This is a genomic window from Anaplasma phagocytophilum (genome assembly GCF_023476575.1).
GTDB lineage: Bacteria > Pseudomonadota > Alphaproteobacteria > Rickettsiales > Anaplasmataceae > Anaplasma > Anaplasma phagocytophilum_A.
In genome coordinates this window covers 1-20677 of sequence record NZ_JAHLEX010000010.1, presented here as the reverse complement: position 1 = coordinate 20677, position 20677 = coordinate 1, and the positions used below count along the sequence as shown (strand labels likewise).

General features: G+C 43.2%; 31 protein-coding genes and 1 pseudogene. 29 read left to right on the top strand and 3 right to left on the bottom strand.

Annotated elements, in window-relative coordinates:
* From tuf to KPX09_RS01050, 29 genes and pseudogenes are all read left to right on the top strand, one after another.
* A pseudogene (tuf, locus tag KPX09_RS01190) lies at nucleotides 1-124 on the top strand (elongation factor Tu); the annotation flags it as partial.
* A 6-nt stretch (nucleotides 125-130) separates the two neighbouring features.
* Nucleotides 131-448: a 30S ribosomal protein S10 gene (gene rpsJ / locus KPX09_RS01185; RefSeq protein WP_249548583.1), complete on the top strand. Its 318-nt coding sequence runs from the start codon at nucleotides 131-133 to the stop codon at nucleotides 446-448.
* 1 nt (nucleotide 449) lies between these two features.
* Nucleotides 450-1136 carry a 50S ribosomal protein L3 gene (rplC, locus tag KPX09_RS01180; protein WP_249548586.1) on the top strand — a complete coding sequence of 229 codons (687 nt, stop codon included), beginning with the start codon at nucleotides 450-452 and terminating at the stop codon, nucleotides 1134-1136.
* Nucleotides 1137-1158: 22 nt separating this feature from the next.
* Complete coding sequence (gene rplD / locus KPX09_RS01175; RefSeq protein ID WP_249548582.1) at nucleotides 1159-1785, top strand: 50S ribosomal protein L4; 627 nt, start codon at nucleotides 1159-1161, stop codon at nucleotides 1783-1785.
* Nucleotides 1778-2068 carry a 50S ribosomal protein L23 gene (locus KPX09_RS01170; RefSeq protein WP_249548581.1) on the top strand — a complete coding sequence of 97 codons (291 nt, stop codon included), beginning with the start codon at nucleotides 1778-1780 and terminating at the stop codon, nucleotides 2066-2068. The genes rplD and KPX09_RS01170 overlap by 8 nt, the downstream gene beginning before the upstream one ends.
* Nucleotides 2065-2895, top strand: coding sequence for a 50S ribosomal protein L2 (rplB, locus tag KPX09_RS01165; RefSeq protein ID WP_249548580.1), 831 nt, complete (start codon nucleotides 2065-2067; stop codon nucleotides 2893-2895). The genes KPX09_RS01170 and rplB overlap by 4 nt, the downstream gene beginning before the upstream one ends.
* 5 nt (nucleotides 2896-2900) lie before the next feature.
* A complete protein-coding gene (rpsS, locus tag KPX09_RS01160) occupies nucleotides 2901-3185 on the top strand; it encodes a 30S ribosomal protein S19 (RefSeq protein WP_249548579.1) in 285 nt (94 codons plus the stop codon).
* Between the two features lie 2 nt (nucleotides 3186-3187).
* The gene (gene rplV / locus KPX09_RS01155) at nucleotides 3188-3526 is read left to right on the top strand and encodes a 50S ribosomal protein L22 (protein WP_011450420.1); all 339 of its coding nucleotides are present in this window, start codon (nucleotides 3188-3190) and stop codon (nucleotides 3524-3526) included.
* 3 nt (nucleotides 3527-3529) lie between these two features.
* Complete coding sequence (gene rpsC / locus KPX09_RS01150) at nucleotides 3530-4165, top strand: 30S ribosomal protein S3 (protein WP_021799355.1); 636 nt, start codon at nucleotides 3530-3532, stop codon at nucleotides 4163-4165.
* 15 nt (nucleotides 4166-4180) lie between these two features.
* Nucleotides 4181-4591, top strand: a complete 411-nt coding sequence (rplP, locus tag KPX09_RS01145) for a 50S ribosomal protein L16 (protein ID WP_249548585.1) — start codon at nucleotides 4181-4183, stop codon at nucleotides 4589-4591.
* Nucleotides 4592-4600: 9 nt separating this feature from the next.
* Nucleotides 4601-4807, top strand: a complete 207-nt coding sequence (gene rpmC, locus KPX09_RS01140; RefSeq protein WP_249548578.1) for a 50S ribosomal protein L29 — start codon at nucleotides 4601-4603, stop codon at nucleotides 4805-4807.
* Nucleotides 4800-5030: a 30S ribosomal protein S17 gene (rpsQ, locus tag KPX09_RS01135; RefSeq protein ID WP_011450424.1), complete on the top strand. Its 231-nt coding sequence runs from the start codon at nucleotides 4800-4802 to the stop codon at nucleotides 5028-5030. The genes rpmC and rpsQ overlap by 8 nt, the downstream gene beginning before the upstream one ends.
* An 8-nt stretch (nucleotides 5031-5038) precedes the next feature.
* A complete protein-coding gene (gene rplN, locus KPX09_RS01130; RefSeq protein ID WP_249548577.1) occupies nucleotides 5039-5398 on the top strand; it encodes a 50S ribosomal protein L14 in 360 nt (119 codons plus the stop codon).
* A complete protein-coding gene (gene rplX, locus KPX09_RS01125) occupies nucleotides 5398-5712 on the top strand; it encodes a 50S ribosomal protein L24 (RefSeq protein WP_249548576.1) in 315 nt (104 codons plus the stop codon). Before rplN ends, rplX begins: the two co-directional genes overlap by 1 nt.
* A 6-nt stretch (nucleotides 5713-5718) precedes the next feature.
* Entirely contained in the window at nucleotides 5719-6252 is a 534-nt protein-coding gene (rplE, locus tag KPX09_RS01120; RefSeq protein ID WP_249548575.1) for a 50S ribosomal protein L5, read from the top strand.
* A gap of 11 nt (nucleotides 6253-6263) precedes the next feature.
* Complete coding sequence (gene rpsN, locus KPX09_RS01115; RefSeq protein WP_249548574.1) at nucleotides 6264-6569, top strand: 30S ribosomal protein S14; 306 nt, start codon at nucleotides 6264-6266, stop codon at nucleotides 6567-6569.
* A gap of 17 nt (nucleotides 6570-6586) precedes the next feature.
* Nucleotides 6587-6988 carry a 30S ribosomal protein S8 gene (gene rpsH, locus KPX09_RS01110; RefSeq protein ID WP_249548573.1) on the top strand — a complete coding sequence of 134 codons (402 nt, stop codon included), beginning with the start codon at nucleotides 6587-6589 and terminating at the stop codon, nucleotides 6986-6988.
* Nucleotides 6989-7000: 12 nt separating this feature from the next.
* Nucleotides 7001-7543, top strand: a complete 543-nt coding sequence (gene rplF / locus KPX09_RS01105) for a 50S ribosomal protein L6 (protein WP_249548572.1) — start codon at nucleotides 7001-7003, stop codon at nucleotides 7541-7543.
* Between the two features lie 16 nt (nucleotides 7544-7559).
* Entirely contained in the window at nucleotides 7560-7925 is a 366-nt protein-coding gene (locus tag KPX09_RS01100) for a 50S ribosomal protein L18 (protein WP_249548571.1), read from the top strand.
* A gap of 8 nt (nucleotides 7926-7933) precedes the next feature.
* Nucleotides 7934-8455, top strand: coding sequence for a 30S ribosomal protein S5 (gene rpsE, locus KPX09_RS01095; RefSeq protein ID WP_011450432.1), 522 nt, complete (start codon nucleotides 7934-7936; stop codon nucleotides 8453-8455).
* An 18-nt stretch (nucleotides 8456-8473) separates the two neighbouring features.
* The gene (rplO, locus tag KPX09_RS01090; protein ID WP_249548570.1) at nucleotides 8474-8911 is read left to right on the top strand and encodes a 50S ribosomal protein L15; all 438 of its coding nucleotides are present in this window, start codon (nucleotides 8474-8476) and stop codon (nucleotides 8909-8911) included.
* Between the two features lie 20 nt (nucleotides 8912-8931).
* Nucleotides 8932-10236, top strand: coding sequence for a preprotein translocase subunit SecY (gene secY / locus KPX09_RS01085; RefSeq protein ID WP_249548569.1), 1305 nt, complete (start codon nucleotides 8932-8934; stop codon nucleotides 10234-10236).
* Nucleotides 10218-10868: an adenylate kinase family protein gene (locus tag KPX09_RS01080; protein WP_249548568.1), complete on the top strand. Its 651-nt coding sequence runs from the start codon at nucleotides 10218-10220 to the stop codon at nucleotides 10866-10868. The genes secY and KPX09_RS01080 overlap by 19 nt, the downstream gene beginning before the upstream one ends.
* Before the next feature lie 62 nt (nucleotides 10869-10930).
* Nucleotides 10931-11302: a 30S ribosomal protein S13 gene (rpsM, locus tag KPX09_RS01075; RefSeq protein WP_021799362.1), complete on the top strand. Its 372-nt coding sequence runs from the start codon at nucleotides 10931-10933 to the stop codon at nucleotides 11300-11302.
* A gap of 9 nt (nucleotides 11303-11311) precedes the next feature.
* On the top strand, nucleotides 11312-11686 hold the full coding sequence (gene rpsK / locus KPX09_RS01070; protein WP_249548567.1) for a 30S ribosomal protein S11: 375 nt from the start codon (nucleotides 11312-11314) through the stop codon (nucleotides 11684-11686).
* 19 nt (nucleotides 11687-11705) lie between these two features.
* The gene (locus KPX09_RS01065) at nucleotides 11706-12797 is read left to right on the top strand and encodes a DNA-directed RNA polymerase subunit alpha (RefSeq protein ID WP_410518467.1); all 1092 of its coding nucleotides are present in this window, start codon (nucleotides 11706-11708) and stop codon (nucleotides 12795-12797) included.
* Between the two features lie 33 nt (nucleotides 12798-12830).
* Nucleotides 12831-13229, top strand: coding sequence for a 50S ribosomal protein L17 (rplQ, locus tag KPX09_RS01060; protein ID WP_249548566.1), 399 nt, complete (start codon nucleotides 12831-12833; stop codon nucleotides 13227-13229).
* A 12-nt stretch (nucleotides 13230-13241) separates the two neighbouring features.
* Complete coding sequence (pheT, locus tag KPX09_RS01055; protein ID WP_249548565.1) at nucleotides 13242-15623, top strand: phenylalanine--tRNA ligase subunit beta; 2382 nt, start codon at nucleotides 13242-13244, stop codon at nucleotides 15621-15623.
* A 493-nt stretch (nucleotides 15624-16116) separates the two neighbouring features.
* Nucleotides 16117-18186 (top strand): ComEC/Rec2 family competence protein, encoded by a 2070-nt coding sequence (locus KPX09_RS01050; RefSeq protein WP_346017220.1) that lies wholly within the window; start codon nucleotides 16117-16119, stop codon nucleotides 18184-18186.
* A gap of 209 nt (nucleotides 18187-18395) precedes the next feature.
* On the opposite strand, the gene KPX09_RS01045 is transcribed toward KPX09_RS01050, so the two are convergent.
* The 3 genes from KPX09_RS01045 to rpmH are packed head-to-tail and all read right to left on the bottom strand — an operon-like array spanning nucleotide 18396 to nucleotide 20246.
* Nucleotides 18396-19727, bottom strand: a complete 1332-nt coding sequence (locus KPX09_RS01045; protein ID WP_249548563.1) for an alanine:cation symporter family protein — start codon at nucleotides 19725-19727, stop codon at nucleotides 18396-18398.
* Between the two features lie 31 nt (nucleotides 19728-19758).
* Nucleotides 19759-20121: a ribonuclease P protein component gene (rnpA, locus tag KPX09_RS01040; RefSeq protein WP_249548562.1), complete on the bottom strand. Its 363-nt coding sequence runs from the start codon at nucleotides 20119-20121 to the stop codon at nucleotides 19759-19761.
* The gene (gene rpmH, locus KPX09_RS01035; RefSeq protein ID WP_011450444.1) at nucleotides 20112-20246 is read right to left on the bottom strand and encodes a 50S ribosomal protein L34; all 135 of its coding nucleotides are present in this window, start codon (nucleotides 20244-20246) and stop codon (nucleotides 20112-20114) included. The genes rnpA and rpmH overlap by 10 nt, the downstream gene beginning before the upstream one ends.
* Nucleotides 20247-20677 lie beyond the last annotated feature (431 nt).

Below are 20677 nucleotides of genomic sequence, written 5' to 3'. Positions count from 1 at the left end.
TGATAATCTAAGTATAGAGGTAACATTGGATAAGCCTGTTGCAATAGATAAGGGGCTTAGGTTTGCTGTGAGAGAAGGTGGAAGGACTGTTGGCTCAGGTATTATTACTGAGATTTTGGAGTAGTTTGTTATGGTAACGCAGAAAATATACATTGAGCTCAAGGCATTCGATCATGGTTTGCTCGACAGGTCTGCTCGAAACATAGTTCTGGTAGCGAGGAGGAGTGGGGCTAAAGTTAATGGCCCTATATTTTTTCCGAGAAGAACAGCGAAGTTTATTGTGAATCGCTCGACTCATGTGGATAAGAAATCTAGAGAGCAGTTTGAAATTAGGACTCATAAGAGGTTGATTAGCTTGCCTAAGGCTAATTCTGCAATATTGCAGGCGTTAATGAGTTTGCAATTGCCAGCTGGCGTTGATGTGAAGGTTAAAGTAGTTGGAGGGTAACGTGGCAGCGGGGCATAGGATAGGTTTGTGGATGAAAAAGGTTGGTAGCACTGCTGTGTTTGATGCTACTACTGGCTCTAGGGTTCCTGTAACACTTTTGTTGTTGGAGGACACTTTTGTTGTTGGTGTAAAGGTCAGTGGTATACACGGTTACGATGCTATTGTGCTAGGTACAAAACGTCGTGGTGTTGTGAGCAAGCCTCAGGTTCAAGCTTTGAGAAAATTGGGGATTGAGGAGGATTATAAGTTATTCGAGTCAAGGGTGAAGACCATAGGAGATTTGCAACCTGGTAGCAAGGTAGAGGTTAGTCATTTTTTTGAAGGTCAATTCGTTGACGTGACTGGGTATACCATTGGTAGGGGTTTTGCTGGTGTTATGAAGAGGCATAATTTCCGTGGATTGCGGGCTTCCCATGGTGTTTCCATATCGCATAGGTCGCAGGGTTCCACGGGGCAATGTCAGGACCCAGGTAGGGTATTCAAGGGCAAGAAGATGGCTGGTCACATGGGTGATAGTAAGGTAACTATGCAGAATCTCGAGGTTATGCTGGTAGATGCGAAAGAAGCGCTTCTTGTTGTTAGGGGTACTGGTATTCCAGGAGCTGAGGGGTCTTATGTTTTTGTTAGAGATGCTGTAAAAAAACCTGTTCCTAGGGGTGGGGCGCTCTCGGAGAGTATGGCTGGTTAAGAAGGGATTTTGAGAGCATTGTATGGAAGTTAATGTTGTTAACATAGCGAATGAGGTTGTGGGTAGTATTGACCTGAGTCCGCGGGTGTTCGGGCTTGAGCCTAGGCGCGATGTGCTTAAAGAGGTGGTAAACTGGCAGCTTGCGAAGAGGCGTGCTGGTACTCATAAGGCTAGGGGTATAAGTGATATTTCAGGTACTACTGCAAAGCCTTACAGGCAAAAGCATACTGGTAGGGCGAGACAGGGTAGTTTGCGTAGTCCTCAATTTAGGGGTGGTGCTGTAATATTTGGTCCAGTGCCTCGTAGTCATGAGTATTCTTTAAATAAGAAGGTTCGTAAATTAGGGCTTAAGGTGGCTCTATCTATGAAGGTTGCTGCTAAGAAGCTTGTGGTGCTTGATAGTCTGGATGTAGATCTCAGGAAAACTGCGGATGCCAAGGGGGTTTTTGGCAATTTTGCGGGGCATAGTTCGTATTTAGTAGTCGCTGAGAGTTGTAAAGAAGAGGTTGTGCGGGCTTGTCGTAATTTGCGGGGTGTAGACTTATTAAAGTGTGTTGGTGTGAATGTTCTAGACATACTGAAGCATGATTGTGTGATATTGACTGTGGATACAGTAAAGTCTCTTGAGGATAGGTTGAGCAATGAGTGATTGTTTATCTGTGATCGTTTCTCCTGTAATTACGGAGAAGGTTGTGGCGCTAACTGAGGAAGGAAACAGATATGCGGTATATGCTACTGTTGATGCGCGCAAATCTCAGATTAAGAAGGCTATAGAGATGTTGTGTGGGAGTGAGCCCTTTAATATTTGCTCCTTGAGGCTAAAGGGAAAGCAGAAGCGCTGTAAGGGGATTTTAGGAAGAAGAAAGAATAGGAAGAAGGTCTATTTCTCGTTAGCTAAGGGAAAGGAGTTTAAGGTAATGGGGGCGAAATGAGTCTTAGGGTTTTGAATTCTGTTACTCCTTCTCTTAGGGGTACTGTTTTAGTAGATAAGACGGCATTATGGAAGGGTAGGCCTGAGAAGTCTCTCGTTTCCAGTAGGGTTTCCTCGGGCGGTAGAAATGCTCGTGGTGTTATTACTGTTAGGCACCGTGGTGGGGGGCATCGGCGCTTGTATAGGGTAGTGGATTTTAAGAGAAATAAAGAAGGTGTTCCTGCGGTAGTGAAGCGTTTAGAGTATGATCCTAATCGTACAGCGTTTCTTGCGTTGATACAGTATGAAGATGGTGAACTGTCTTATATCCTTGCGCCCAGTGGTTTGAAGGTAGATGATGTCATAATGTCTGGTGCTGGCTCTGACGTTCTACCCGGTAATTGTCTTAAGTTATCGATGATTCCTTCTGGTACTTTCGTTCATAATGTTGAGATGAAAGTTGGAGGGGGTGGAATTATTGCCAGGGCTGCTGGTAGTTATGCGCAAGTAATGGGTAGAGATGGCGCATATGTTATGCTACGCTTGGGCTCAGGAGAAGTGAGAAGGATATTATCTGTATGCAGAGCTACTGTTGGCGTTGTTTCTAATTTGGATAACAGAAACATAAAGTTAGGGAAGGCTGGTAGGAGTAGATGGCTAGGGCTTAGGCCTAAGGTTCGTGGTGTTGCGATGAACCCTGTGGATCACCCGCATGGTGGTGGTGAGGGAAAGACTTCAGGAGGTAGAAACTCTGTGACTCCTTGGGGTGTTCCGACTAAGGGTAAGAAGACCAGGAAGCGTGGTAAGCATAGTGATAAGTATATTAGGGTTTCGTCTGTCAAGAGATAGGTTATATGTCCAGATCTGTTAAAAAGCCTCCTTTTTGTGCGCCGCATGTTCTTCGTTTGGCGAACAGGGTTATAGCGTCTAATAGAACTAGTGTTGTGATTAATATTCACTCTAGGTCATCTGTAATACTTAATAAGTTTGTAGGTCTTACTTTTGGGGTCTACAACGGTAAAATATACGTTCCTGTTAAGGTGACTGATAACATAGTGGGGCGTAAGTTTGGTGAGTTTTCGCCTACGAGAAGATTTTTGGGGCATGCAGGTGATAAAAAGGTTTCCAGGAAGGGTTAGGTATGTCTATTGTTATTGCTGCTAAGGGCTTGGGGCTTAGGTCTACTCCTGCTAAGCTGAATTTGGTTGCAGACCTTATCAGAGGAAAGGATGTAGCTGTGGCTGCTATGTACTTGAAGTTTTGCAAAAAGAAGGCGGCTTTGCTTATAGACAAAGTTCTAAAGTCTGCAATTGCTAATGCGCGTGCTAATTACGGTGTCGATGCTGATAATTTGTATGTGAAGGAAGTATTAGTTGGTAAGGCGTTTACTTTGCGGAGAGTACAGCCGAGAGCGCGTGGTAGGGCGTGTCGTATTAGTAAGCGCTATGGAAGTGTTGTTGTGAAGTTGTTGGAAAGGTAGCTTATGGGGCAGAAGTCTAATCCCATTGGATTGAGATTAAAGATAGTTGGGACGTGGGATTCACTATGGTATGCCAATAGGGATTATGCGACGAAATTGCATGAGGATCTTCTGTTGCGGAGCTTCGTGAAGAAGACATTTCATCATGCTGCAGTGAGTAAGGTAGTTATAGCTAGAAAGGTAGATGCCGTGATTATCAATATACACTCTGCTAGGCCAGGGGTAATAATTGGTAAGAAGGGTGTTGATATTGACAGAATAAAGCAGAAGATCGCTCAGATGGTGAATCATGAAGTGGAGTTGCATATTGTTGAGGTCAAGAAGCCTGATTTAAAGGCCGTCCTTATAGCGGAGAACATAGCGCAGCAGCTTGAGAAGCGTGTTTCGTTCAGGCGTGCTATGAAGAGGGGTGTGCAAAACTGTCTCAAGATGGGAGCTAAAGGTGTGAAAGTTAGCTGTGCTGGCCGTTTGGGGGGTGCAGAGATAGCTAGAACCGAATGGTACAAAGAAGGTAGTGTTCCTTTGCACACATTTAGGGCCAATATTGACTACAGCTGTGTTGAGGCGAAGACCATATATGGCATAGTTGGTGTTAAAGTATGGGTTTATGTTGGTGATTCAAGGGCTGTGGTCGAGTAAGGAGTTATTGCTATGTTGTTTGTGCCGAGGAAGACAAAGCATTCTAAAAGTTTTAAGGGGCGTATTAGCGGGAATACCAAAGGAGGTAGTGAGCTTGCGTTTGGCCAATGTGGTCTTAAGGCTTTGGAGCCATGCAGGCTTACTTCTAAGCAGATTGAATCTGCTAGGCGTAGTATATCCAGGAGTTTGAGGCGTGTAGGGAAGGTATGGATTAGGGTATTCTGTCATGTTCCCGTAAGTAAGAAGCCTGTTGATGTACGTATGGGTAAGGGTAAGGGTAGCACAGAGATGTGGGTATGTAAGGTGCAGCCTGGACGTATCTTGTTTGAGATAGGTGGTGTTTCCGTGGAATTGGCTAGAGAGGCTTTCAGAAAAGCGCAGTCGAAGTTGCCGATAAAGTGCAGTTTTGTAGAAGAGGGGTTTTAAGGAAAATCTATGAGTACAGTCGCTGAAATGGAAAAGAAATCTTCTAAGGAGCTGTCTGAGAGGTTGGCCGCTTTGAGAAGGGATTTGGTTGAACATGTATTTGAAAGCAAGAGTGGTGGTGTTGTAAATGCTGCTCGTCGGAGCGTTATAAAAAAGGAAATCGCGAGGGTATTGACTGTGCTTAGCTTGAGAAAGATAAGAGGAGAGAATGTCTAAGGGAGTTTTGGTAGGTGTAGTCACTGACGCTAGGCGAGATAAGACAGTAAAGGTGTCAGTTTACAGAATGGTTCACCATAAAGTGTACAAAAAGATTGTGAAGAAATGTAGGGTTTATTCTGTGCATGATGAACAGAATAGGTGTGCGCGTGGGGATGTAGTGAAGATAAGGGAGCATGTTCCTATATCTGCTACTAAAAGGTGGATTGTAGTTGATGAGTAGGTTTTAGGATGATACAGAAGAATGCCATTTTGGATGTTGCAGATAATTCTGGAGCTCGTAAGGTTCTGTGTATAGGATTTTTGGGGGGCAAGAAGTCTGCTACGGTTGGTGATGTGATTGTTGTATCTGCTAAAGTTGCTGCTCCCAAAGGACGTGTGACGAAGGGTAAGGTATACAAGGCCGTAATTGTGAGGATCAAGGGGCCGATTCGCAGGTTAGATGGCAGTATTATTAGATTTTCTAGTAATGCGGTGGTTTTGGTCAATGATCAGGGTGATCCATTAGGCACTAGAGTATTTGGCCCTGTAAGAAAATTTCCTGTGGGTGAATTCACCAAGGTGATGTCTTTGGCTGTGGAGGTTTTGTAGTGGCTAAGATTGTTAGTGGAGATGATGTTATCGTTATCACGGGGGGTGATAAGGGTAAGGTCGGGAAGGTTGTAAAGATTCTAAGGAAGGGTGGGCGTGTTTTAGCGAAAGTAGCATCGGTTGCCCTGTGTAGGAAGAGTGTTAAGCCGTCAAAGAACAGAGAAGGTGGTATCTTCAGTGTCGAGAGATTTATAGATATATCAAATGTTGCTTTTTTTGATAGCGAGGCTGGTGTTCGTACTAGGGTTGGCTATAAGTTTGTCGATGGGAAGAAAGTGCGGTACCTAAAAAGTTCTGGAAGAGTTTTGGATTAGGTTAGTATGTTGGGGAGTTTATCTAAGGACGCGGTGGCCAAGTCTCTTGTTAGTAGGCTTGGTAAGAAGAATGTTATGCAGGTGCCCAGGGTAGTTAAGGTTTGTTTAAATATGGGCATTGGAATTAGTGCTGCGGATAGTAAAGTTATGGATTCGTGTACTCGGGATCTGGCGATGATATCTGCGCAGAGGCCTGTGGTGACTCGTGCTAGGAAGTCCATAGCTGGTTTTAAGATACGTAAGGGGTTCCCGATAGGTTGTATGGTGACCTTACGGGGTAAGAGGATGTATGAGTTCTTAGATAGGCTGATTAACATTGCTCTTCCTAGGGAAAGGGATTTTAGAGGATTGTCTACTTCGCAGCTGGATGGGCATGGCAACATATCATTTGGTATAAAGGAGCATATATCGTTCTTGGAAGTGGATTATGACAAGATAGATAAGGTTCGTGGATTAGATGTGGTGATAGTGACTACTGCTACGAATGATGCCGATGCGAAAGCCTTGCTCTTAGAGTTGGGATTTCCTTTTATGAATTAGTAGGGGGTAGGGTGTCTAGGAAGTCTGTTGTGCAAAGGAATTTGAAGCGTGTAGCTATTTCTGCGGTGTTGTCGGAGAAGCGTAGGGCTCTTGTGGCTATTATTAAGGATGAGTCTTTATCTATGTCTGAGCGCTTTGCGGCGCAGTTAAAGCTCTCCAAAATGCCAAGGGATTCCTCGTATATAAGGATTAGGAATAGGTGTTTGATTACTGGTAGGCCGCGTGGTTACTATAGGAAGTTCAAGATGTCGCGTATAGTACTTAGGCAATTGGGTTCTATAGGTCAGATACCTGGGTTAACAAAGTCAAGTTGGTAGTTTAGTGAGGTTTTGTTGTGTCGTTATCGGATCCCATTGCTGATTTTTTAACGCGTTTACGTAACGGGCAAGCGGGTATGAACAAGGTAGTTTATGTTCCTTGTTCTAAGGTAGTGATGGCTGTACTGAGGATTTTGGTTGAAGAAGGCTATATAGAGTCTTTCACTGAAGAAGTCAGGGGTGATTCAGGTATTAAGGTACTCAAGGTGTTTTTGAAGTATTTTAATAGCGCTGCCGCTATTCGGAAGATAGTGCGTGTTTCGCGTCCTGGTAAAAGGGTTTACTCATCTGCAGATAAGATGCCTCGATTTTATAATGGTCTTGGTATATATGTAGTATCGACATCTAAGGGCATAATGCTAGATTCTCACGCGCGGAATGCAGGTGTAGGAGGTGAGATTTTATGTGGGGTTTTTTAGGGAGATTTTGCTGTGTCTAGAGTTGGAGCTATGCCTATAGAGATTCCTGAGGGTGTGCAGGTGAGTATTGACGAAAGTGGGGTTACTGTTTCTGATGCTAAGGGTAGAACTTCTACTTTTTCCTTGAACCACGGCATTCGTGCGGTGCTTGATGGCAAGATGCTTGTGCTGGTTAATGAGAACAAGCATTCTACTAAAGCAAAGGTAATGTGGGGCTCTTATAGGAGCAACATAAACAATGCGATAAGGGGTATGGCCAGCGGTTTCCTTGTTGAATTTGAAGTAAATGGTGTTGGATATAAGGTAGTGCATCAAGGTGAGTGCCTCTCTATATCCTTGGGTTTTAGTCATAGTGTTAAGTACGTCATTCCTGAGGGTATTGAGGTTAAGTGTACTAAGCCAACGCAGTTTACTATTAGTGGGAGCGACAAGATCAAGGTACATATGGTTGCTGCGGATTTGTGTTCCATTAGGCGGTATGATCCTTATAAAGGAAAGGGTATTTTCGTAAAAGGAAAGTACGTGTACAGAAAAGAAGTTAGTAAGAAAAAGTGATAGAGGGAGTCTGACTATGTCGTTGTTTGATTTGAAAAGAGCAGAGAGGCGTAGGAGGCGTGTGAGGCTGAAGCTTAGGTCTCTGTCCTCTATCCGGCTGTCAGTATTTAAGTCTAATAGGCATTTTTATGCCCAATTAATAGACGACGAAGCTGGTAGGACTGTTGCTGCTGCGTCTACTTTGGAGTCAGAAGTGCTGGCAGTAGCCAGTAGGCGTGTTAATGCGGGTGCTGTTAAGATTGTTGCCAAGCTGCTAGCCGAACGTATTTTTGGTTTAGATGCAGCGTATCGCAAGTTTGTCTTTGATAGAGGCTCCAATAGGTATATGGGTGTCGTTGCAGTATTTGCTGATGAACTGAGGGGTCTAGGTTTCGAGTTTTAGGAGTATTGATGAGTGTTGATAGGAAGCCGCGTACATCGAATGACGCGCATGATTTGTCAGAGTTGCTTGTGTCCGTGCGGAGGGTCTCTAAGGTTGTAAAGGGAGGGAGAAGATTCTCGTTTTCTGTACTTGTTGTTGTTGGAGACGAAAAGGGTAGAGTAGGTTGTGGCATGGGTAAGCATGCTGAAGTTGCCGAAGCCAAGATAAAGGCAGTTAATGCTGCTAAGAAGAACATGATAAGGGTTTACCTTCGTGAATCGCGTACTTTACATCATGATGTGACTGCAAAGTTTTGTGCTAGCAGGGTTATACTGAGGTCTGCGAAGGTGGGAACGGGTATAATAGCGGGTGGTTCTGTGAGGGCAGTGTTTGAAGTTTTGGGTGTTCAGGATGTGGTTGCTAAAATTGTAGGTTCTTCAAATGCCCATACTGTGATTTATGCTGTCTTCTCCGCGTTTAAGAGTATGTTATCTCCTAAGCAAGTTGCGGGTAAAAGGGGCAAAAAGGTCTGCGACGTTATAAATCGGTAGTATGGGCTCGGTATAATTATGAAGTTGAATGAGTTATTTAGCGGTCTTCCTAGGCTAAAGGGGCGTAAAGTTCTTGGTAGGGGGCTAGGTTGTGGTAAGGGTAAGACGTCCGGAAAGGGGCATAAGGGACAGAAGGCTCGCTCTGGTTGTACTGTAAATGGCTTTGAAGGTGGTCAGCAGTCTATATTTACTCGTCTTCCGAAGCGTGGTTTTAAGTCTTTTACACGTAAGAGATATGATATCGTCAATCTCGGGGTTATACAGAGTCTGGTAGATGCTAAGAGAATAGATGCGGGCGCTAAGATCAGTAAGGAAATGCTGGTAAATCTTGGAGTGATTGCGCCAAAGAGTAAGGTAAAGATTTTAGGTAAAGGTGAATTAGGATCAAAGGTTAATATATACTACGATGCGATTTCACGCTCTGCTGAGAGTAAGGTGTCTTTGTTAGGCGATTAAGTTTTGCAGGAGGGTGCGAGGTGAGTGCGGCGTCGCTTGGTAGTAGAGTTGGTTTACTGAGAAGGTTTGGGTTCACGCTATTCGCTCTCATAATATACAGGTTGGGAACTTATATTCCTATTCCTGGTATAAATTTGGGTGTAATAGGCGAGATAGTTTCCGGGCATACCACGGGTGTGTTGGGAATCTTCAATGTGTTCTCAGGTGGTGCTTTGGGGCGTATGACCATATTTGCGCTCAATGTTATGCCTTACATTGTATCTTCGATAATGGTGCAGTTGCTTTCTGTGGCTGTTCCTGCTCTTAATGAAATGAGGCAAGAGGGTGAGCTCGGTCGGGCGAAGATAAACGCCTATACGAGGTATCTCACTGTGATTTTTTGTGTTGTTCAAGGTTTGATGATTTTGCTAGGGCTTGAGCGCATGAACACTACTGAGGTTGTGGTTGTGCTTGATCCAGGTCTCACCTTCAGGGTGGTTGGGATCAGCAGCATGTTAGCAGGTACGATGTTCTTGCTGTGGTTAGGTGAGAGTATTAATCTCAAGGGAATAGGTAATGGTATTTCCTTGATTATCTTTGTGGGAATAATCTCGGAATTGCCGAGTTCTTTATCTTCTGTGTTCATGTTAGGGAAACGGGGAGAATTGTCGGGGTTCGCTGTATTTTTGGTTATGGCTTCCTTTTTTGCGTTGTTTCTGCTCATTATCTTTTTCGAGAGATCGTATAGAAAGGTTTTAGTGCAGTATCCGAAGCGGCAAGTGGGCGGGCGCTTTTATAATAGTGATTCCAGCTATATGCCTTTGAAGATCAACATTTCTGGAGTTATACCTCCGATCTTTGCAAATGCGTTGTTACTATCGTTGATGACTCTTGCTAAATTTAGCGCTGGTTCATCGTGGTCTGACTTTATATTGAGGTACTTTCATACTGAAAGTGTGCTGTACATCGTTGTATATGTTGCATTGATTATGTTTTTTGCTTTCTTCTATACTTCGCTCGTTTTTGATTCTAAGGAAATGGCTGAGATGTTGAAGAAAAACTCTGGGTTTATTCCTGGGAAGAGGCCTGGAAGGAGTACAATGGAGTATTTTGATCAGGTGATACGGCGGTTAACGGTTATAGGTGCTGTCTATCTGTCTGTTGTCTGTGTTGTTCCAGAGGTGGTGAGGCACTATTGCGCGATATCGTTTACTCTTGGGGGTACTAGCTTCTTGATTATTGTCAATGTCATTAACGATACGTTTTCGCAGGTACAGACTCAGATATATTCTGGAAGGTATAGTGCGTTGATGAAGAAGTCAGAGCTATGGAAAAAGAACAGGTAAGTTTACTTATTTTTGGTGCTCCTGGTTCTGGGAAGGGGACGCAAGCACGTTTGCTAGGTGAATACCTGAAGGGGCTCGAGGTTATCTCCATGGGAGATTTATTGAGGGCTGAAGTTGCTTCTAAGACTGTGATAGGAGTAGAAGTGGAGGCGATAATGCAAGAAGGAAGGCTTGTAGGAGATCCTTTAGTTTGCGAAATGATATTCAGGAAATTAAGGAGAGTTTCTGCAGGTTTCTTATTAGATGGTTTTCCGAGGAATTTACCTCAAGCGGAATTTCTCACTGCAGTGATGCAGTTGTTGGATCGCAAGATAGATGCAGTTCTGAAATTAGAGGTAGATGCTGTAGTTGTTGAGAGTAGATTGCAAGGTCGCTTGGTATGTAAGGGGTGTGGTGCTGTATCCAACGCTGTGTTTAATCATGGTGCGTGTAAAGCATGCGGCTGTGGGGAGTATGTTCGCAGGGATGATGATTCGTTGAATGTGATTAGGCGAAGGCTCATGGATTATGATAGAGAAGTTACTATGTTGGAAGGATACTACCAGAACAAGGTGATTAGGATAAATGGAGACAGAACTGTGGAAGAAATTCATGAGGACGTGAGGTATGTGCTAGATCGTCTAAATAACTAGTTGACGGTATGTGGAGCATTTGCTATATAGGGGTTTATTGGTGTTTTTGTTAGGGGTTTTTGGTGGCGCGTATAGGTGGGGTCAACGTACCTGTAGATAAACGTGTTGTGGTTGCACTAACTTACATATACGGTGTTGGTACGTCTCTGGCTAACAGGATTTGCGAAGGCTGCGGTATAGATAAGAATGTTAGAGTATCTGCTCTTAGCGAGGAAGATGTAGTTAAGATCAGAAATTTTATAAGGGCTGGCTGTGTTGTGGAAGCGGACTTGCGTAAGGAAGTAGCTATGAACATTAAGTTCTTGATGGATATTGGTTGCTATCGGGGCTTAAGACATAGGAAGAAGCTGCCTGTACGTGGGCAAAGAACTCATACGAATGCCAGAACTCGTAAAGGCGGTTCTAGGTTGGCTGTTGCCGCTAAGAAAAAGTAGTGGGGTTTTATGGCGGTAGTTAAGAAGAAGAGGAGTGTTGTAGTTGGAAGAGTGCATATTTGTGCTACTTATAACAATGTCATTGTGACTATAGCGGATCAGCAGGGTCATGTGCTTGTCACTACTTCCGCTGGGGCATGTAATTTTAAGGGTAGTAAGAAGTCTACTCCTTATGCAGCGCAGGAGACTGTGGCTAGGGCTGTGAAGGCTGTAATCGAGCGAAATGGTATGAAGACTGTATCGGTGTGTATTTCAGGGCCGGGTGCAGGTAGGGAAGCGGCGATTAGAGCTGTACAGGCTTGCAATCTGAATGTTACGTCTATTAAGGATGTGACTAAACTTCCTCATAATGGGTGTAAGTTGCCAAAAAGGCGCAGGGTGTAGTTTTTATTGAGAGAGATTTATGTCAATTTCTAACAGCGGTGGGTCTAGTGGTGCGTGCTATGGGGGTGGTTTTTCTATGGCTGACCATTGGAATAAGTTGACCAGGCCGTCTTCTATCAAGGTTGTGGGTGGTAAGGAGCCTTGTGTTATGGAGTTGGTGATTGAGCCGTTGGAGAGTGGTTTCGCGCTTACTCTTGGTAATGCTCTGAGGCGTGTTATGATGTCGTCTCTCAGGGGTTTTGCCGTTTACGGGATAGAGATTGAGGGGGCCTCACACGAGCTTACAGCTCTTTCGGGAGTGAGGGAAGATGTTGCGGATTTGGTGTTAAACCTCAGCATGCTTAGGGTTAAGTTATTGAACTCGAATCAAAAGGTTTTGAGGCTTGTGGCTAGGGGGCCTGGGGAAATAACTGCTGCTTCGATAGTTGATTCCGCGGATCATGTAGTTTTAAATAAGGATTTGCATATTTGTACACTTGGTAAGGATGTGGATTTTTGCATGAAGATCTATGTCAACAGTGGGAAGGGTTATGTCCCGGCTACGGAGTATAGGGCTGTGTCAAGATCTGGTGGTGCTTCCGAGGTTGGTTCCGGATTTATAGCTACGAATGCGCTTTATAGTCCTGTAAAAAAGGTGGCTTTTAAAATAGAGAGCAGTAGGATAGGTCAGTTTACTGATTACGATAGGCTCATGTTGACGGTTGAGACCGATGGCTCTGTTGCTCCTGATGATGCTGTTGCGGTTGCTGCGAAGATATTGCAAGATCAGCTGCAATCATTCATAAGTTTTGATGAGGTAGAAGAGACTAGGAAGAGTGTGGATAAAGAGGAGGGTGTGCTTCCTTATGACCATAATCTTCTTAGGAAGGTTGATGAATTGGAGCTGTCTGTTAGATCGCATAACTGTTTAAAGAACGACAATATTACTTATATAGGTGATCTTGTTCAGAGGACGGAGTCTGATATGTTGAGAACTCCGAATTTTGGTAGGAAATCTCTGAATGAGATAAATGAGGTCTTGGCTGGTATGAATCTACATCTGGGGATGAAGGTGCCAAATTGGCCTCCGGAGTCTATAGAGAATTTAAGTAAGCAGTATAGTGAAGATTAATAATTGGTTTGTTTGCGCTGATTGGGGGTTAGAATGAGGCATGGTGTAAGTTATAGAAAGTTTTCTCGTCCTACGGCGCATAGGATGGCTATGATGATGAATCTTGCTGTTTCGCTTGTGACTACTGAAAGAATCGTTACAACTTTGCCTAAAGCTAAGGATTTGCGGTCTGTTGTTGAGGGGTTGATAACTGTTGCTAAGAGGTATGCTCAGAAGGATCCGGTTTGTGGAAAGAGGCTCTTGCTTTCTCGGACTAGTGGGAATTTGGGTGTCGCTAATAAGCTTCTAGGTGTGTTGGCTCAGCGCTATAAGAATCGTGATGGTGGCTATACTCGTATAATGAAGAATGGATTCCGTAAGGGTGACTGTGCTCCTATAGCGATCATAGAGTTAGTAGATAGGGAAAAGGATTTGAAGGTGATTGGCAGCTAGCTTGGGTGATGTGTGAGGTTTGCATATTCTTGGTTGCTAGATTGTCTTGATACTGAGTGCTCTGCTCATGTTTTGGTAGATAAGCTCTCTTCTATAGGTGTGGAAGCTGCTCTTGTAGAGGGGGGAGTGGGCCGGGGCTCTTTCGTGGTTGTGAGGGTCTTGGAAGTTCTTCCGCATCCTGATGCGGATAAGTTGAAGGTATGTAGGGTTGATGACGGAGTGGAGGTTCTGCAGGTGGTATGCGGAGCTTCTAATGTCCGGAGTGGAATGATCGCTGTCTTGGCGCGAGTTGGCGCTTATATCCAAAAAAGTGGTATTACAATAAGTGAAGCGGTGATCAGGGGAGTTGAAAGCAGGGGTATGCTTTGTTCTCTGGAAGAATCGGGAGTGTCATCTTCTGAAGATCTTAATTGTGGAATTGTAGATTTATCGGGATCCTCTGATTATGCTGTAGGGGAGGATTTTATTCCGCATGAGGAGATAATTGAGGTTACTGTGACGCCTAACCGCGGTGATTGTCTGGGTTTGTATGGAATCGCTAGAGAGTTAGCCGCTGCGGGGATGGGTAATCTTAAAGCGCTTCCTGTGGTAGAAGGGAATGCTGCTCTTTCTAAACCTTCTTTTGCTGTTGAAATGCGAGCGGATGGCTTGATAATGGGGTGTTCTGTCAAGTCTATAAGTAATAAAAATGCTTCTCCTAGATGGATAAGAGATAGGCTGATAGCTTCGGGTGTGAAAACGGTTTCGTGTGTTGTTGACATAGTAAACTATGTCATGATGTTGCTGAATAGGCCGATGCATGTATACGATGCTGATAAAATAAAGGGTGCTGCGCTTATTGTCGAGAAAGTGGCGGTGGGCGAGTGTATTGCTATAAATGGCAAGAGATATGAGCTTTGTGGTGATCTGGTGGTCAGGGATGTCGATGGCGTTGTGCATTGTATTGCCGGCATTATGGGCTCGGAGCAGAGTAAATGTACGTATGATACAGAAAATATCTTTATAGAGTCGGCGTGGTATGATCCTGCAGATATTGCGCTATCGTCTAGAAAGTTGAAACTGAATACTGATTCTAGTTATAGATTTTCTCGGTATGTTGATCCGCAAATGGTGGGTTTAGGGTTGAATTATGCAGCATGTTTGATTGCGAAATACTGTGGGGGAGATGTAAGTGAAGTAGTTGTTTCGGGTAGTGTGCCTAATAAAATTGCTCGGGTTGAGTTTAATCCTAGGGTTGTTGGCAAGCTTGGTAGTGTTTCCGTAGATCAGGAGCGTATTCTTAGTATATTGGAGTCATTGGGCTTTGCTGTAGATGCGACTTCTGGTGAATTGTGGCGGGTTGAGGTTCCTTCATGGCGTAATGATGTTTCTTCTTCGCATGATCTTGTGGAAGAAGTGATGCGTATACATGGCTACGATGCGATACAAGAGCGGGAAGTGTTGCCAGTGCGTGTTTTGGAGAGAAAAGCTAATAGTACGGATGGTTCTTTGAATAACAAGGTGCGTGCATCTATGTTATCTCAAGGTTTGACTGAAGTTATTACGTGGTCTTTTCTAGCTGGTGCTGTTGTGGAGAAAATGGGATTTTCGGTTGAAGAGTTGTATATAGATAATCCCATTAGCAGTCAGTACAATGTTATGCGTCCGTCTGTATTGCCTAATTTGCTTCATGTTGTATCTAATAACCAGGCTTGTGGGCGTGACGGTGTTGCGGTATTCGAGTTGGGAGATGTGTATATTGCGCTAGATCGTAGTGATTGCGTAGTATGTGGAGTTAGGTCGGGTAATGATCTTCCTAGGAATCCGCATTCTTCAATTCAAAAATTTGATTTCTTTGATGTAAAGGGTGATGTGGAGCAGATATTTCTGCAGTTTGGTATTGACGAGGCTGATCTGGAGTTTCGTGCGTCCACGAGAGATTATTTGCATCCTTCTAGGTCTGCTGATGTGTATTTTCAGGGTCGACTGTGTGGGTATGTAGGTGAGTTGCACCCAAGTTTTGTAGAGTTTTTTGAGCTTAAGGACAAAGTTGCGTGCTTTGAGGTATTCTTATCAGGGCTATCTTTTGGTCAAGAAGGGAAAAAAAGTGGTGGATTCTTCTTAAACAAGTACCAGGTGGTGAAGAGGGATTTTGCTTTTGTGCTTGATAAGGAGATAAAAGCACGTGATTTGGTGACTGTTGTAAAGGCGGTAAAATACGTAGAGGCTGTTTCTGTTTTTGATGTTTACTCTGGTGTAAATATTCCAGAAGGTAAGGTGTCTATCGCAGTGACTGTTGTAATAACCTCGGGTTTGGGCACTATGACGGAAGTGGAGATAAAAGAAGTATCAGATAGTATCGTAGAGTCTGTGAAAAAGGAGCTGCGTGGGCAGTTAAGATTAGAGAGTGTTTAGTAGCTAGCTCTGCACTCTGACATTGAGTGCGACTAGTGAAAGCTGGTATCTAGTTTTTATGTTTCAGTGATGTTATTGGGATATCCTTAGTTATGTGAGGCATAACAGGGGCCCTACGGGTTGAATTTAGTCCTAGCAGAGCATTTACCATACCTTAAGTCATGTCGAACCATAACTCAAAGCCAATTATTTTGCAGATCATATCCGACAGTTTATGGCTTCTGTGAGTCTTATGCCAGGGGCAGTGAATGGGTAACTTTGTTCTGTGGCGGGATTGGTTTTCTAAGGATATTTCTAGAATTTTGTCTGCTGCTCCAATGTTGCTGGGTTTGGGTATTTAACCAAAGTTTTGTAATGCTATTATGAGAGTTGCTTAGGTGCTTCTAACGTATTTTCCAGAAGTTTTCTATAAAAGGTGTATTTTCTTGTGATTTTTAGTATCTTTCTTAAGGAATTAATCCTTGAATTAAGGAGATCACCATGATACTTTGTTGTGCGCATATGTAGCTTCTTCATAAAAAAGTTTGTCCACCTTATAGGGCGTGAGCTACGTTTACAAGCAGATCACCTAATACAATGGGTCCCTGTATTCCAAGCAGTAGGGATAATACTGTACTTTTCTCTGGAATATGAGCCTACTGCGTTTTGGGTAATAACTCTCCTCATATCTGGGATAGTTCTTGTGTTTATGATAGATCAAAGTGATAAGTTGATACCATTATCTATTATAGCACTGGGTATTGTGGGTTTTGTATGCGCATATGCTAGAACTTCAGTACTTGATCTCAAAAACTTTGTCATAACGGACAAGACGTATGTGAAAGACAAGGTGGGAACGCTACGAGAGATTAATTACAGACCAAAACATGTACAGTTGCTTATTTGTGATGTTGAAGTAAGTAGACGCAAGAAAACCTGCATAAGGTTAGCGGTTAGGACCGTTATCAATCCCATAATCCAAGTTGGAGATATAATAAAATTCACGGGAGTAATATCCCCTCCCAAAGCGCCTATTTCACATAATGGCTATGATTTTGCTAGGGATGCATATTTTAAGGGTATAGGCGCTACAGGTTTTACAACTTCTGCGGTGCTGCTACAGGAGAAAAGAGAAAGTATAAGATTTTTAGATTGGATAGAAAGAAGTCGGATTAAGACGTATGAAAGATTTGCATCACGTTTAAGTAGAGACAGCACGGAAGTGCTTTCTGCGCTGTTAATAGGTAAACGACAGGGAATAAGGGAAGAAATACTAAGGGATGTCAGAAACTCAGGACTAGCACACTTACTTGCAATTTCGGGATTACATCTCTCATGTGTTGCAGGGATGGTTTTTGTATTTTTGAGATATATATTTGCGTGTTCTGAAAAGCTGACATTAATTTATAACACAAAGAAGCTATGTTCCGGTGTTGCGATTGGCGTGAGTTTCTACTACTTGCTGCTGGCTGGCATGCCAATTTCCGCATGTAGAGCATTTATAATGGTCTCTCTAACCTTTTGTGGCATCATCATGGACAGGCGTCATAACAGTATGAGATCTTTATCTGTTGCGGCATCCATCATATTGCTTGCCACTCCGGAGGCTATTCTTTCCCCCAGTTTTCAAATGTCGTTCGCTGCGGTTATATCTCTAGTTTCTTTCGGGAATATATCTTGCAGTATGATTGTAGCTAATAATATACTGAGGTACTTGCTTGCGACCGCGACAGTTTCTCTTATTGCAAGTTTAGCTACCGCACCTTATGTGATTTATCATTTTCATGAATTTTCTATTGCTGGTGTGCTAGCAAATGTTGTAGCTGTGCCTACAGCAACGTTTGTGGTGATACCGTTAGGTGTGTTATACCTCGTAACGTGTGATACATTTTTCTCCCCGATTATTGCTTTTTTGTTGGAATGGGCAGTAAGTTTTTTACTATACATTGCTCATTGTACGGCGCTTACGGAACTGTTTACCTCTTTTTGTTCCATACCTAGTAGTTCTGTCTTACTTGTAACACTTGGACTACTTATCGCGGCGCTATGCACGGGTTATCTACGCATTTTTGGCGGAGTGATTTTTACTGTTTTAGGTGCCTTATCGGCCATTACCTATAAGACTCCTGATATTATTTGTGATGATACTGCTGTTGTAGTGAAGGGAAGAGATGCAAATTTGCATTTTGTTATGCGAAATGGCGATATTAGAGGTTTTAAGTATACGCAATGGGCCAGAGATAACGGCCAAGGCAGAATCGTGAAACAGGGGGAGTTTTTCCAAGATAAAATTCTAGTATGTGAGGAAGGGGGATGTACATATAAGGATCGCGTACTTATAACCAGTGACAGTAGTTTTCTTATAGCACACTGTAAGAATATGGATCTAGTTATATGCAATGCACAAACTACTTATCCAGAAGAGTGTAGCGATATAAAGCACATAGGGTTGCAGGATATACGTGATTACGGAATTCACTACATATGGATAAATGAAGCTTCTGTTTATGTGGAAAAATCAATAAAACGACGGCCTTGGCACAAAAATGCAAAGAGTTCAACCTATGGAGCAGTAATTAGGTAGGCACGGTTGCGAAAGTGTGTTATCACCTGCGGTCTAATAAAAAGTGATTTTTAAGATTATGTTGTTGACAAGAGCAAATATTCAGGAAGTTAGACTGCTAACTGCTAACTGCTAACTGCTAACTGCTAACTGCTAACTGCTAACTGCTAACTGCTAACTGCTAACTGCTAACTGCTAACTGCTAACTGCTAACTGCTAACTGCTAACTGCTACTCTTTACTCGAATCCTTGCTCAAAGCTGAGAACATCTCTTTCTTATAACGATTCAGCAGAAGCAATATACCAAGTATATTTATTATTATGGATATGGATATAGATACATCAGCAATATCCCACAATTGTCTTACTCCTCCCAAAGAGCCTAGAGGAATAACCAAAAAAAACAAAGCAGACCAGCACTTCTCCATAAAACGGTTATTATGGGAAACGTAAGCCAGCACCTCCTTGGAGCAGATAAACCAGGTAAGGATAGTTGTGAGCGAGAAACAGAACACTAACGCAATCAACGCATACTCTGTATAGTACCTTCCAAAAGCGCTAGTGAAAGCCGCAAAACACATGTTGGTGCTTTCTAAACCGAGATCCGTCCATACTTCAGTAGTCAGGAGGACTAGCGTCGTTATGAACGTTACTAAGGCAACGATAAACGGAGAAATAATTGAAACCAAACTCTGCTGCGTAGCGAAGTTGCTGTCAGTTACGTTCTTGCTTACCACCATTGAGTGTACAGTTCCCTCTAGCCCTAAACCTATATCTGTGGCAAATATTCCCCGTAGAGCCCCTACTTGAATTATTGTAAAAGTTTCTGCGACCAAAGCCAATATAGCCCCATCACGAAGACTACTCAGACTCAATGCGCTTTCGAGTATTAGCTTCAATGATGGTATGATATTGCTACCAAACTTGCCGAGCGTTAACCCAGCTAACACAATATAGAATAGAGTCATCGCAGGGACCACTTTGGATACTATTCTGCCGAGCAAGCCCAAATTTGTTACTATGAACAGCACCACAGCCATGACTATGCCAGCGCTTAGCGGTGATTGACCTATAAGATGCATTGAAATTGATAAGGAATTTACCTGCACCAGGTTTCCTACGGTTATGGCACAAACCATCGTTATGATGGCTACTACAAGGGAAGCCCACTTTGTCTTGAAAGCGTGCTGTGAATACACAATCGGCCCTCCAAACACCCTACCATTCCTTACCTCCCGTGTGCATATGCTAATATAGCAAGTTACATATTTTATGATTGATGTGAGTATTATGATAAATACCATCCATACTATGAAGCCAGGACCTCCAGATCTCAGAGCAACAGCGGTGCCAGATAAGTTACCTACTCCAAGATTTCCGCCCACAATCGCACACAGTGCTGCCATTGAAGAAAACTCAGCATCTCGATTCTTCAGCAAACATGATATAGCATCAGTAAAACTACGTAATTGCAACCACCTCGATGAGAAAGAAAGCCTAAAGCCAGAAAATAGCAAAAGGAAAACTGCCGGAAAGGCCAAAAACAACTTCAAAAAGTACATAGCCTACAATAATAACGATGAAAAAAGTGACTTATAAATGCAAACCCAGCCTCCTAAGACAAGTGATTAAACTATATAGTAGTTCCTCCATCTTAGCATCCGCCAAGCGGCGACTACTAATTAAGATATAGTAAAATCCCTTACGCGCACTTTGAGCTATCACGTTCTGCGCTGCAACGCGAAGCCTACGCTTTATTCTATTACGCACTACAGCGTTTCCAGACTTTTTACTTACAGTAAAACCAACTCGCACGCTCTTGCAGTTTGGAGACCCCGAATCAGGATCATCAACAGCTTGTAGCAGCAAACCACCACTCTTAACAGTACGCCCATGCAACCTAGCACGAGCAAACTCCTTCCTTTTTTTGAGAGTAACAAGACCATTTAGGCGCACAGAATGCTCCGACCTTGAGCACGGCGTCTATTTAAGATTCTCCTTCCCCATTTAGTAGACATCCTTGCGCGAAAACCATGTCTGCGTTTTCTCACAATCCTACTTGGCTGAAAAGTTCTTTTCATCGCTTTACCTAACAAATTTACTAGCGCCAATACGCTATCAAGCTACAGTTTGTGCCACATATTGTCAAGTCCCAATGCCCGCACGAATTTTCTAGATAATGCTGGACATAGGCTTTTGTGTATAAGTTTTTCTAGTGCGCAAATAATCTAAAATTATGGAAAGTTTTTTTGGTCTATGTACACAGCAAAAAGGCAGAGCTAGATTGTTTCACATTGTGGGAGAAATAGATCCTATACTAGAGTTCTAATAATTCTAATCTACACAGCATGCGACCCCGTATGATCTTCTGTGACATTTATGCCTTAGATTATGTTTGTCTTGTATACTGCGCTGTAGTTATGGTTGAACTGAGCTAATTTATACCATGTTTCCTTCGCATGTTCTTGTAGCTGTGCACTAAATTGTCGTAAAGAACCCTTCGTTATTAGCA

What these genes read in the sequence shown, in the direction of transcription:
- rplE (WP_249548575.1), top strand. Translation starts at nt 5,719, where the DNA reads ATGTTGGGGAGTTTATCTAAGGACGCGGTGGCCAAGTCTCTTGTTAGT.
- rplQ (WP_249548566.1), top strand. Translation starts at nt 12,831, where the DNA reads ATGAGGCATGGTGTAAGTTATAGAAAGTTTTCTCGTCCTACGGCGCAT.
- rpsS (WP_249548579.1), top strand. Translation starts at nt 2,901, where the DNA reads ATGTCCAGATCTGTTAAAAAGCCTCCTTTTTGTGCGCCGCATGTTCTT.
- KPX09_RS01170 (WP_249548581.1), top strand. Translation starts at nt 1,778, where the DNA reads ATGAGTGATTGTTTATCTGTGATCGTTTCTCCTGTAATTACGGAGAAG.
- rpsE (WP_011450432.1), top strand. Translation starts at nt 7,934, where the DNA reads ATGAGTGTTGATAGGAAGCCGCGTACATCGAATGACGCGCATGATTTG.
- KPX09_RS01065 (WP_410518467.1), top strand. Translation starts at nt 11,706, where the DNA reads ATGTCAATTTCTAACAGCGGTGGGTCTAGTGGTGCGTGCTATGGGGGT.
- rplN (WP_249548577.1), top strand. Translation starts at nt 5,039, where the DNA reads ATGATACAGAAGAATGCCATTTTGGATGTTGCAGATAATTCTGGAGCT.
- rpsQ (WP_011450424.1), top strand. Translation starts at nt 4,800, where the DNA reads ATGTCTAAGGGAGTTTTGGTAGGTGTAGTCACTGACGCTAGGCGAGAT.
- rpmH (WP_011450444.1), bottom strand. Translation starts at nt 20,246, where the DNA reads ATGAAAAGAACTTTTCAGCCAAGTAGGATTGTGAGAAAACGCAGACAT.
- rpsC (WP_021799355.1), top strand. Translation starts at nt 3,530, where the DNA reads ATGGGGCAGAAGTCTAATCCCATTGGATTGAGATTAAAGATAGTTGGG.
- rpsK (WP_249548567.1), top strand. Translation starts at nt 11,312, where the DNA reads ATGGCGGTAGTTAAGAAGAAGAGGAGTGTTGTAGTTGGAAGAGTGCAT.
- rpsJ (WP_249548583.1), top strand. Translation starts at nt 131, where the DNA reads ATGGTAACGCAGAAAATATACATTGAGCTCAAGGCATTCGATCATGGT.
- KPX09_RS01045 (WP_249548563.1), bottom strand. Translation starts at nt 19,727, where the DNA reads ATGTACTTTTTGAAGTTGTTTTTGGCCTTTCCGGCAGTTTTCCTTTTG.
- KPX09_RS01100 (WP_249548571.1), top strand. Translation starts at nt 7,560, where the DNA reads ATGTCGTTGTTTGATTTGAAAAGAGCAGAGAGGCGTAGGAGGCGTGTG.
- rplV (WP_011450420.1), top strand. Translation starts at nt 3,188, where the DNA reads ATGTCTATTGTTATTGCTGCTAAGGGCTTGGGGCTTAGGTCTACTCCT.
- rpmC (WP_249548578.1), top strand. Translation starts at nt 4,601, where the DNA reads ATGAGTACAGTCGCTGAAATGGAAAAGAAATCTTCTAAGGAGCTGTCT.
- rplB (WP_249548580.1), top strand. Translation starts at nt 2,065, where the DNA reads ATGAGTCTTAGGGTTTTGAATTCTGTTACTCCTTCTCTTAGGGGTACT.
- rplO (WP_249548570.1), top strand. Translation starts at nt 8,474, where the DNA reads ATGAAGTTGAATGAGTTATTTAGCGGTCTTCCTAGGCTAAAGGGGCGT.
- KPX09_RS01080 (WP_249548568.1), top strand. Translation starts at nt 10,218, where the DNA reads ATGGAAAAAGAACAGGTAAGTTTACTTATTTTTGGTGCTCCTGGTTCT.
- rplD (WP_249548582.1), top strand. Translation starts at nt 1,159, where the DNA reads ATGGAAGTTAATGTTGTTAACATAGCGAATGAGGTTGTGGGTAGTATT.